The 10754-nt window shown below is 60.0% G+C and carries 12 protein-coding genes; 8 read left to right on the top strand and 4 right to left on the bottom strand.

Annotated elements, in window-relative coordinates; translation table 11 throughout:
• Window positions 1-7 precede the first annotated feature (7 nt).
• The 3 genes from GOX21_RS15205 to rarD all read left to right on the top strand — a co-directional run bounded on the left by GOX21_RS15205 (window position 8) and on the right by rarD (window position 4587).
• Window positions 8-979 (top strand): GlxA family transcriptional regulator, encoded by a 972-nt coding sequence (locus tag GOX21_RS15205; RefSeq protein WP_170378315.1) that lies wholly within the window; start codon window positions 8-10, stop codon window positions 977-979.
• Between the two features lie 90 nt (window positions 980-1069).
• Window positions 1070-3523: a GcvT family protein gene (locus GOX21_RS15210; protein ID WP_170378317.1), complete on the top strand. Its 2454-nt coding sequence runs from the start codon at window positions 1070-1072 to the stop codon at window positions 3521-3523.
• 158 nt (window positions 3524-3681) lie between these two features.
• The gene (gene rarD / locus GOX21_RS15215; protein WP_170378319.1) at window positions 3682-4587 is read left to right on the top strand and encodes an EamA family transporter RarD; all 906 of its coding nucleotides are present in this window, start codon (window positions 3682-3684) and stop codon (window positions 4585-4587) included.
• Here rarD and GOX21_RS15220 read toward each other — a convergent pair.
• The gene (locus GOX21_RS15220; protein WP_170378321.1) at window positions 4578-5282 is read right to left on the bottom strand and encodes an SGNH/GDSL hydrolase family protein; all 705 of its coding nucleotides are present in this window, start codon (window positions 5280-5282) and stop codon (window positions 4578-4580) included. The genes rarD and GOX21_RS15220 overlap by 10 nt on opposite strands.
• 2 nt (window positions 5283-5284) lie before the next feature.
• Window positions 5285-5695: a nuclear transport factor 2 family protein gene (locus GOX21_RS15225; RefSeq protein WP_170378323.1), complete on the bottom strand. Its 411-nt coding sequence runs from the start codon at window positions 5693-5695 to the stop codon at window positions 5285-5287.
• Between the two features lie 97 nt (window positions 5696-5792).
• Here GOX21_RS15225 and GOX21_RS15230 point away from each other — a divergent pair, with 97 nt between their 5' ends.
• Window positions 5793-6440 carry an RluA family pseudouridine synthase gene (locus GOX21_RS15230; protein WP_170362323.1) on the top strand — a complete coding sequence of 216 codons (648 nt, stop codon included), beginning with the start codon at window positions 5793-5795 and terminating at the stop codon, window positions 6438-6440.
• A 2-nt stretch (window positions 6441-6442) separates the two neighbouring features.
• On the opposite strand, the gene GOX21_RS15235 is transcribed toward GOX21_RS15230, so the two are convergent.
• Window positions 6443-6628, bottom strand: a complete 186-nt coding sequence (locus GOX21_RS15235; protein WP_058283078.1) for a hypothetical protein — start codon at window positions 6626-6628, stop codon at window positions 6443-6445.
• 102 nt (window positions 6629-6730) lie between these two features.
• On the opposite strand from GOX21_RS15235, the gene GOX21_RS15240 reads away from it, so the two are divergent.
• From GOX21_RS15240 to GOX21_RS15255, 4 genes are all read left to right on the top strand, one after another.
• Window positions 6731-7423, top strand: coding sequence for a helix-turn-helix transcriptional regulator (locus GOX21_RS15240; protein WP_170378325.1), 693 nt, complete (start codon window positions 6731-6733; stop codon window positions 7421-7423).
• A 118-nt stretch (window positions 7424-7541) separates the two neighbouring features.
• Window positions 7542-8213, top strand: coding sequence for an OmpA family protein (locus GOX21_RS15245; protein ID WP_170351018.1), 672 nt, complete (start codon window positions 7542-7544; stop codon window positions 8211-8213).
• 114 nt (window positions 8214-8327) lie between these two features.
• The gene (locus GOX21_RS15250) at window positions 8328-8870 is read left to right on the top strand and encodes an NADPH-dependent FMN reductase (protein WP_170378327.1); all 543 of its coding nucleotides are present in this window, start codon (window positions 8328-8330) and stop codon (window positions 8868-8870) included.
• A gap of 38 nt (window positions 8871-8908) precedes the next feature.
• Complete coding sequence (locus GOX21_RS15255) at window positions 8909-9706, top strand: acyl dehydratase (RefSeq protein ID WP_170378329.1); 798 nt, start codon at window positions 8909-8911, stop codon at window positions 9704-9706.
• Here GOX21_RS15255 and GOX21_RS15260 read toward each other — a convergent pair.
• Window positions 9698-10738 (bottom strand): NAD(P)/FAD-dependent oxidoreductase, encoded by a 1041-nt coding sequence (locus GOX21_RS15260; RefSeq protein WP_170378331.1) that lies wholly within the window; start codon window positions 10736-10738, stop codon window positions 9698-9700. The two genes, GOX21_RS15255 and GOX21_RS15260, sit on opposite strands and share 9 nt — an antisense overlap.
• Window positions 10739-10754: the final 16 nt, after the last annotated feature.

The following is a 10754-nucleotide window of genomic DNA, read 5'->3' on the forward strand; positions in this document are numbered from 1 at the left end:
AAAGGCGATGCGGACACGTTTGGACAATTTACCGCAGACACAGCAGCACTTCGATATCCTTGTGGCACCCGGCTATGTGTTGTTGGAACTGGCCTCGCTGGTCGAAGTTCTGCGACTGGCCAACCGCGTCTGTCCGACCCCTCCGTTCACCTATGCCTATCGGTCACTGAAAGGCGGCCCGATTTCCAGCAGCAGCGAGGCGATGGTTCAAACTGATCCTGTCCCGGCGCAGCCCAAGGCGGATTACCTGTTCGTGATCGGCAATTCTGACCCGGATCACCCCGACCTTTCGCTGGGGCGTGTCGTGTCGAGCTATACGTTCCGCGGGGCCAAGGTGTTCCTTCTGGCCGAGGCCGCCAGCCGCTATATCAACGAACACGGCACGGGCGACATGGCGACCCATTGGGAGAACGCCTCGTTCCTGCGTGAGCGCGGCGCCCGGTTCGAGGCCAAGCTGTCCATTGCCACCGAACAGGGCGCGGTGGTGACCTGTGCCGGGATGGAGGCGACAACAGATGTGGCGCTGGCGGTGATCGGTCGCCATATCTCGGGACCTGCCAAGATGACGGTGGCCGATATCATGCTGCATGAAAACATCCGCGATTTTTCATCAATGCAGCCGTTTTCCGGGGCGAAACTGACCGCGACGGGCGACGCCAGACTGGATCAGTGCATCAAGCTGATGCAGGCCAACATTGAAGACCCGATGCCAATCCATCAGATCGTCGAGTCGCTGCACCTGTCGAACCGGTCGCTAGAGCGGAAGTTCAAAACCTTTTTCGGTACCACGCCCAATGGATTCTATCGTGAAATGCGACTGGCCAAGGCAAATAACCTGCTGCTGAACACCACAATGAGCGTTCGTGAAATCGGGCTTGCCTGCGGCTTTCCCAACGGTTTTTCCTCGGTCTACAAAAGCTTCTTCGGGGTTACGCCCTTTGTTGTAAGGCGGGAAAAACGGGCCGCGATACAACGGTGAAAATCGCCAATACAGTGACGGTTTTGGCGCATTTATTGTCGATCTTCCGTGGCATTTTGGCGCAAACCTGACACATCGGAGATTCTCAGGATGGTTGATCTTCCCAGCAAGGCCAAAGTGGTCATCATCGGCGGCGGCGTCATCGGATGCTCGGTCGCATATCATTTGACCAAGAAGGGCTGGAACGACGTTGTGCTGCTGGAGCGCAAGCAACTGACCAGCGGCACCACATGGCATGCCGCCGGTCTGATCGCGCAGCTGCGCGCCACGGCGAACATGACCAAGTTGGCAAAATACAGTCAGGAGCTTTACGGCTCGCTTGAGGAAGAGACCGGTGTGGCCACCGGTTTCAAACGCTGCGGGTCGATCACCGTGGCGTTGACCGAAGAGCGCAAGGAAGAAATCTATCGCCAGGCCGCCATGGCTCGCGCTTTTGGGGTGGAAGTCGAAGAGATTTCCAACGAACGCGTTCAAGAACTGTATCCGCATATCAACCTCGAAGGTGTGACGGGCGCGGTTTACCTGCCGCTGGACGGGCAGGGCGATCCGGCGAACATTGCGCTGGCTTTGGCCAAGGGCGCACGCCAACGCGGTGCGGTTGTCAAAGAGCGGGTGAAGGTTGCCGATATCGTCAAGCAGGGCCGCAAGGTGACCGGTGTCGATTGGGTTGCGGATGACGGCAGTGCCTCGGGTCATATCGAATGCGACATGGTGGTGAACTGTGCGGGAATGTGGGGGCATGAGGTCGGTCGCATGGCGGGCGTCAATGTCCCGCTGCACGCGTGCGAACACTTCTATATCGTCACCGAGAGTATTGACGGGTTGACCCAGTTGCCGGTGCTGCGGGTGCCGGATGAATGCGCCTATTACAAGGAAGACGCAGGAAAAATCCTGCTAGGGGCCTTTGAGCCCAACGCCAAGCCATGGGCGATGAACGGCATCCCTGACACGTTCGAGTTTGACCAGCTGCCTGAAGATTTTGATCACTTCGAACCGATCCTCGAAGCTGCATGTGAACGGATGCCGATGTTGGCCGAGGCCGGTATCCATACCTTCTTTAACGGACCGGAGTCTTTCACACCCGATGATGCATACCATCTGGGTCTCGCGCCCGAGATGGACAATGTCTGGGTTGCCGCGGGGTTCAACTCGATCGGTATCCAGTCCGCCGGTGGCGCGGGTATGGCGCTGGCTGAATGGATGGATACGGGCGAGAAGCCGTTTGATCTGGGCGATGTGGACATCAGCCGGATGCAGCCTTTCCAGGGCAATAAGCAGTATCTGTTTGAACGCTCTAAGGAAACGCTGGGCCTGCTTTATGCCGACCACTATCCCTATCGCCAGAAAGCCTCCGCGCGGGGTGTGCGGCGGACCCCGTTCCACCATCATCTGCTGGAACAGGGCGCCGTGATGGGCGAATTGGCTGGTTGGGAGCGCGCCAACTGGTTTGCCAATGAAGGGCAAGAGCGAGAATACCATTACAGCTGGAAGCGCCAGAACTGGTTCGAGAACTCGGCCACCGAACACCACGCCGTGCGTGAGAATGTGGGCATGTACGATATGTCCTCGTTCGGTAAAATCCGCGTCGAAGGACCGGATGCTGAGAAGTTCATGAACTATGTCGGCGGCGGCGACTATTCGGTGCCGAATGGCAAGATCGTCTATACTCAGTTTTTGAACCGCACCGGCGGGATTGAGGCGGACGTGACCGTCACCCGGTTGACGGAAACTTCCTATCTGGTGGTCACTCCGGCGGCGACTCGTCTGGCGGACCAATCCTGGATGATGCGTCACGCACGCAACTTCAACGTGGTCATCACCGATGTCACCGCGGGCGAGGGCGTTCTGGCCGTTATGGGCCCGAATGCGCGCGCGCTGCTTGAAAAGGTCTCGCCCAGCGATTTCTCGAACGCAATAAACCCGTTTGGCACCGCGCAGGAGATTGAGATTGGCATGGGCCTCGCCCGCGCGCATCGCGTGACCTATGTGGGTGAGCTTGGTTGGGAAATCTATGTTTCATCCGACATGGCAGGACACGTGTTTGAAACCCTGCATGAGGCCGGGCAGGACATGGGTCTGAAACTGTGTGGCATGCATATGATGGACAGCTGCCGGATCGAGAAGGGCTTCCGCCATTTCGGCCATGACATCACCTGTGAGGATCACGTGGTCGATGCGGGCCTGGGCTTTGCCGTGAAGGTCGACAAGGGCAGCGACTTTATCGGCCGCGAGGCGGTGATTGCGCGCAAGGAAAACGGGCCCAAAAATCGCCTGGTGCAGTTCAAATTGACGGACGCCGAACCGCTGCTGTTCCACAACGAACCGATCATCCGGGATGGCGAATATGTGGGCTATCTGAGTTCAGGCAACTATGGCCACACGTTGGGTGGTGCCATCGGTCTGGGCTATGTCCCGTGTGAGGGTGAGAAGGCAGCAGATGTGCTGGCCTCGACTTATGAGATCGACGTGTGCGGCGTAAAGGTCCAGGCAGAGGCATCGCTAAAGCCGATGTACGACCCGAAATCCGAACGTGTTAAAGCGTAGTCAAAAAGTCGGGGCGCTGTGGCGCCCCGCTCGATTTTGGTGCCTGCCTGTATTGGCACGACGTATCAGATTTCCTGATGACCCTCTTCACAGTTTTCGCGGTTTCCAAGCTAGTCTGATTTGCCGTAGAGAAATACGGTATCAGTCGGAGACCCGCCGTGGCAGACGCCCCCCTACCATCGAACAATGCAGACACGCCCAAAGGGCTTGCGCTGGCTGTGACGGCCTATGTCCTGTGGGGATTTTTACCCCTGTATATGAAGGCACTGTCGCACGTTGGCCCGGTTGAGATTGTTGCGCATCGCGTCATCTGGTCGGTACCTGTGGCCGGGTTGTTGCTTGTGGCGCTGGGGCGTACGCGGGATCTGAAGGCGGCGCTGGTAAACCCAAAGATGTTAGGGATGGCTTGCCTGACGGCAGCGCTGATCTCGGTGAATTGGGCAATCTATGTCTGGTCGATTGCCAATGACCGGGCTTTGGATGCTGCGCTGGGATATTACATCAACCCGTTGTTCAGCATTGCGCTGGGCGCGGTTCTGCTGCGCGAGCCGTTGACGAAAACGCAACTGATGGCAGTGGCGATTGCGGCCCTTGGAGTGCTGGCTTTGATCATCGAGGCGGGTAGTCTGCCGTGGCCAGCACTGGGGTTGATGGTAACGTGGGGATTTTATGCCTTTTTCAAGCGGTCACTGCCCATTGGCCCCAACCAAGGCTTTTTGCTTGAGGTCCTGATCCTGCTGATCCCGGCGTTGATGTACGTCACGTGGTTGGGTGTGAAAGGTACTGGCAATTTTGGGGTGGGTGCATCGGAAACCTTGCTGCTGGCTGCGGCAGGGGTGGTGACGGCGGTGCCCCTGCTGGTTTATGCCAATGGGGCCAAGCTGGTACGGTTGTCGACCATGGGTATTCTGCAATACATCGCTCCGACCATGATTTTCATCACCGCCATTACCGTGTTTGGTGAGCAGATCGACCGTGGGCGCATGATTGCATTTCCTCTGATCTGGACGGCTCTGGTGGTGTATTCGATTCCGATGATCCGGCAGATGCGGGCTCAGGCCTGACGTAGAATACGGGCCGCCTCTTCGGCCCAGATCGCGTAGGTTTTTGGACTTGGGTGATACCCGTCCGGCGCGACCAGTGCCGGATCGTCGGCCAGATCCATCGCCAGATACCGCGCCTGCGCGAAGCTGGCCGCAACATGCCGTAGGCCCTGATCCAACCGTCTTGCCTGATGGCCTAAGACCCAGGCCAGCGGCTGCGGCAGGGCCGGGAACCGGTTCATCTGCGGTACCGCTGTGACGGCCAATCGTTTTACGCCCAGAGGGCCGGTCAAAAGCTTCAACAATTGGGTCTGGCGGTCCACGAAGCGCTTGTACGTCACGCCGCGCGTCACGTCATTTACACCGAGCGCTGTCACTGCCATGTCGAACTGGTCGCTCAGGCCGCGCAATCGGTCAATCGTATCCTGAGTTGTGTGTCCAGTGGTGGCCTCAAGCCGCCATTCGACCGTGTAGTGACTTGCCAATCGGGACACGAGATGCCCGGACAGCGCTTGCGCCTGTGTCCCCGCACCGACCCCGGCGGCCGAGCTGTCGCCCGTGATCAGCAAACGCAGTCGGGGCCCACGCCCGTCGCGCCCTTCGCGCGGGCCAATTGGTTCCGGCAGCAATTGGGCGTTGCGGCGCACCGACAGGCCCTGCATCGCCAGAACCGGCAGTAAGGGCACGCGCAACAGCTGATCTGGGGCAAAAGGCATGGTCAGTTGAGCGTGTTCTTGAATTCTAGGAACCGCGCATCGGTCATGATCCGCGCCATCATCGCCTCGCGCAGGGCACCGATGGTTTTGTGGGGGCGCATGACGACCTCGAATTCCTGGATCAGCCCATCATCGTTCAGGGTGATCAGATCGACACCCACCGCATCCAGGTCACCGACCTTGCACTGAAACTCCAACGCCCAGTCCTTGCCCGCACCCATCACACGGCGATAGCGGAAGTCCGAGAACACTTGCCCCACGTGCCCCAGTACCGCCGCCACCGGTGCGCGCCCTGTCCAGGTGCTGTAATAGGTGGGCGGTGAAAACCGCACATCCTCGGCCAACAACTCGTGGATCAGGCTTTCATCGCCCTTGGCCACCACTTCTTGCATGTGTTTGATCGTGGGGTGCATGGTCTCTCCTTCCGTATTGGAGCGAGAGTTGCTGAACCGTTCCGTTCAGGCAAGCGCGACGTTGCGGGAGGTCGCGCGCTGCGATAGGCAGACGCGCATGAGCGAGACCTATGATCCCCCGATGACCCCCTTGGACGTGTTGCACGAGGATGCGCAGCTAATTGTGGTGAACAAGCCCTCGGGCTTATTGTCCGTGCCCGGGCGGGGCGAGCATCTGGCCGATTGCTTGCTGACGCGGGTTCAGGCGACGTTTCCGCAAGCGCTGTTGGTACATCGGCTGGATCGGGACACTTCCGGCGTCATGGTCTTTGCTCAGACACCACACGCTCAGCGGCATCTGAGCATGCAGTTCGAAAATCGTCAGACCCGCAAGACCTATGTGGCGCGCGTCTGGGGGCGGGTCGAGGACAAGACTGGAACCGTCGATCTGCCGCTGATCGTGGACTGGCCCAACCGCCCGCTTCAGATGGTGTGTCATGAGACCGGCAAAGCGGCCGTCACCGACTGGCGCGTGGTCAAGCATGAAGGCGAAACAACCCGCATGCGGTTGTTTCCAAAGACCGGTCGGTCGCACCAACTTCGGGTACATATGCAGGCGCTGGGTCACCCGATCCTGGGTGACCCGTTCTATGCCGAAGGTGCAGCGCGGCAATTCCCGCGCCTGATGCTGCATTCCGAAGAGCTACGCCTGAAAAGCCCCGAAGGCGGGGTTGCAATGAAGTTTCGCGCCAAGGCGGATTTCTGATCCTAAGCCGTGCTGGTCCAGAACAGTTTCAGATTGCCCAGTGAAAACCGCTTCGCTCGTTTCTTAGGGGCGCAAGGTCGGCGAGCGGCCATGATTTCGCGTTCGATTTCAAAGGCACGCAGGGTGTGATCCTGCGCCCAGCGGTCCAATTTCAGGGTCATCATCACGTGATTGTCGCGGCTTGGCATGGGAATTCTCCTTTCAACTGATCCCAAGTCTGGCCCATCACTCCTGACACCACCCTGTCAGGGGGGTGTGCTAGTGTGTCAGCAGATCAATCGGAGACCCCCATGCGCCGTTCGACACGCCTGTTTGAAATCATCCAGATTTTGCGTTCAGCCGAAGCGCCGGTGACGGCCGAGATGTTGGCAGAAAAGCTGGAGGTGTCCGCGCGCACTGTCTATCGCGACATTGCGGCCCTTCAGGCGCAACGTACCCCGATCGAGGGAGAGGCTGGTGTCGGCTATCTGATGCGGCGCGGCTATGACCTGCCACCGCTGAATTTCGATGCCGAAGAGGTCGAGGCCTTGTGGGTCGGCCTGTCGATGCTGGCACGGACCGGAGATAGCACGCTGCAGCAGGCCGCCGACCGGGTGTGCCGCAAGATCGAGGCGTTGCGCGTGCCGACAGACTGGTTGCAGGTTGCCCCATGGGGGGCGCCGATGGATGATCCTGAAAAGGGTTGCGTACCGGTTGTGAACTATCGCGAGGCCATCCGGAACGAGCGCAAAATCCGCATCACCTATGTCAACGCCAACGAAGATCGGACCGAACGGATCGTCCGGCCCGTTGCGCTGATCTATCATATCGAATGCACCATGCTGGCCGCGTGGTGCGAGTTGCGGAACGGCTTCCGCCATTTCCGTACCGACCGTATCTGGGCCTGTGAGTTGATTGACGATCACTTTTGCGGGCAGGGTGAGCCGTTGCGCGCGATCTGGCAGGAACAGAATCACTGGGATGTCCCCACAGGTACGTCGTAGGTGGCAGGTATTTGCCGATTTCACTTGATTGTTGCTTGAGCCCACCTGCGGGCAACGCGATATACTGCGCCAAACAATACGCGCCCGAAGAACGGGCGCCGGAGCAGAAGGTGATATCATGACGATTTCCAAATTTGTTTTGTCTGCCGGGCTATCCTCGGCTCTGGTCTTGGCGGCCTGTACGGACCCTGGCACGCTGAACCTGCCATCCGACCCCAATCAGAACACCAGACAAGGTGCGATTCTGGGCGGTCTGGTCGGGGCCGGAGTTGGCGCCATTGCAAACGACTCGGATCCGCTGTTGGGCGCGCTGGCAGGTGGTGCTATCGGTGCTGCAGGTGGTGGTCTGGTCGGCAACCAACTGGACAAGCAGGCGGCGGAACTGCGTCAGCAGCTGGCCAATCAGGGCATCACCGTCACCAATGCCGGAGATCGCCTGATCGTCACCGTGCCGAATGATATCAGCTTTGACACTGACAGCGCGACCGTGCGCCCGGCGCTGCGCGCCGATCTGGTGCGGGTAGGGCAGAACCTGACGCGGTATCCGAACTCGAACATTCAGGTCATCGGCCATACCGACAGCGATGGCGAGGCGTCCTATAATCAGGCCCTGTCCGAACGCCGTGCACGGTCCGTGGCAGATATTCTGCAGGCCAATGGGGTGAGCAGCGCCCGTCTCACGACTATCGGGCTGGGGGAAAACCGCCCCGCTGCGTCGAACCTGACGCCCGAAGGCAAGGCCCGCAACCGCCGGGTTGATATCGAGATTGTCCCCAGCGGCCAAACCTGACGAAACGGGGCACCTGCGGGTGCCCCTTTTTCGCACATTGACTGCGCGTCACATGGGCTTTGGTGCGCGCGTGCTTTGGGCTAGCTATTGGGAAACCCAAACCGGAGTTCCCCAATGTCCGCACCAATCCTTCTGAGCCTGTCCGGTTCGCTGCGTCAAAGCGCCACCAACCGCAAACTTCTGCGCGAGGCGGCGCGGCTGTTCGACCCCGGCACCCATATCGAAGCCGACCTGAACCTGCCGCTCTATGATGGCGATCTGGAGGATGGTGAAGGCATTCCCGCGCCTGTTCAAACTCTGGCCGATCAGATCGCGCAGGCGCATGCGGTGATCATTTCCACACCCGAATACAACAAAGGCCCGTCAGGCGTGCTGAAAAACGCGTTGGACTGGGTCAGCCGAACCGAAGGCCGCCCCTGGGCTGACAAGCCGGTCGCCGTGATGTCGGCGGCGGCGGGTCGTGCCGGGGGTGAGCGCGCGCAGATGGTGTTGCGTGGCTATATGGTGCCGTTCCAGCCGCGCATCCTGCAAGGGCCCGAGATCCATTTGGCCAACAGCTCTAACGAGTTTGATGAACATGGAAAACTGACCAGCGACCGCTATGAAAGCAGCTTGCGAACCCTGATGGAGAAGCTGCGGGCCGAGGCGGGGTTCTAACGCTTGTTCACACAGGTCGGGCTGCCTAATCTACGGCCATGGCAGAGGAAATTCAGACCGATTTGATCGACCCGGCCCGTGCCGCAGCATTTCAGGTGGCGCTGGGGCAGGAGGGGACGGTGACCGACGGAACGCCGCTGCCACCGTTTTTCCATCAGCTCTATTTCTGGTCCCCTCGCCCGCCGTCCCAATTGGGCCGTGATGGTCACCCCAAGGTTGGCGGGCTGATCCCCGATATGGGATTGCCGCGCCGGATGTGGGCTGGGGGACGCTTGGAATTCAATGCGCCCTTAATCGCAGGCCGTAGCGCAAAGCGTCGGTCGATCTGCGACAGTGAAACCTCAAAAAAAGGGCGCAGTGGGCCGCTGGGATTTGTGACTTTACGGCATGAAATCTGGCAGGGGGATACCCATTGTCTGACCGAATGGCAGGATCTGGTGTACCGTCAGGACCCTTCGCCAGATCAGGTCAAGCCCGCCCCACCCACGGCGCGCACCGATGAAACCGACCGGCACGAGGTCACGTTCGATTCCACCTTGCTGTTTCGCTATTCGGCGCTGACCTTCAATGGCCACCGTATCCATTACGATCTGGATTATGCCCGCGATGTCGAAGGTTATGCCGGACTGGTCGTGCATGGCCCGCTGCTGGCGCAGCTGCTGATGTTGTTTGCCGAAGAATTGATGGGGCCTTTGGCGCGGTTCTCGTTCCGTGCAACCGCGCCGTTGATGCATTTTGAAACCGCGACCTTGTGCCGGGAAGGGCAAACCCTGTGGGTGAGCGGCCCCGATGGGCGGCAATGTATGATCGCCGAAGCTGTTGCCCGGTCAGAGTGAGGCTTCGGGCCGGAAATCGTCGGGGATGTTATCGCGTCCGTCCAGAACCAGATCGGCCATGGCCTCGGCCACTTTGGGTGCCATGCCAAAGCCGATCTTGAAGCCTCCATTGGCGATGAACTGCCCCTGATGTAGCGGGTGTTCCCCCAGCATCGGGGCACGACTTTTGCTGCGGGGGCGCACACCGGCCCAGCGGTCGATGACCTCTGCCCCATGCAATACAGGCACCGCGCGGGTGGCGCGATCCAGCACATCATCCAGCGCGGCATCCGTACTGGCCGGGTCATCATATTCGCGTTCCGAGGTCGAGCCGATCGCCAGTGTGCCATCCGCATGGGGGACGATATGGATCGCATCCGCAAACAGCTGTGGCACTTCCCCAGCATCGAACCGCAACAGCGCAGCCTGTCCCTTGACGCCATTGCCGGCTGTTTTGCCGAAGGCTTGGCTAAGTTCCAGCAATCCGGCCAGACCAGTGGCATGGACAACCTGCCCCTTGTTCGGCGCGTCTCTCACCACCTCGACACCCATCACCGCAAGCGCAGAAACCAGCGCAGCGCAGGCGCGGCGGGGGTGCATCCGGGCACTTAGCGTATCGTGGATCACGAAACCGGTTGGGCTGGGTGGGCACCATGACCCAAGCGTATCAGTCGCAACAACACGCCATTCGGCGTGACCCTGCCACAGCTTGTCCGCCGTAACCGCGCGGGCATGGGCAAGCTCCAATGTGCGGGCGTCAGTGACGGGCTGCAACCGGCCCAGACGCGCATACCCGGCGGAAACCCCGCCGGTGGCTTCGACCTGTTTCCAGAAGGGTTCGGCCAGGATCAGGCTGTCGAATTGAAAGGCCTTCTTGGCGTTCCAGTTTTCGGGCACATGCGGGGCCAACGCGCCGACCAAACCACCGCTGGAGCCTGATCCGGGACCGAACGGATCGACAACCTGCACCTTGGCGCCGCGCCGGGCGCAGGTCCAGGCAATGGACAGGCCAAAGATGCCCGCGCCACGCACCGTTACATCGACCATTGCCATTCCCCTTATCCTTGTT

The sequence above is a fragment of the Ruegeria atlantica genome, from assembly GCF_013032005.1.
GTDB classification, from domain to species: domain Bacteria; phylum Pseudomonadota; class Alphaproteobacteria; order Rhodobacterales; family Rhodobacteraceae; genus Ruegeria; species Ruegeria atlantica_A.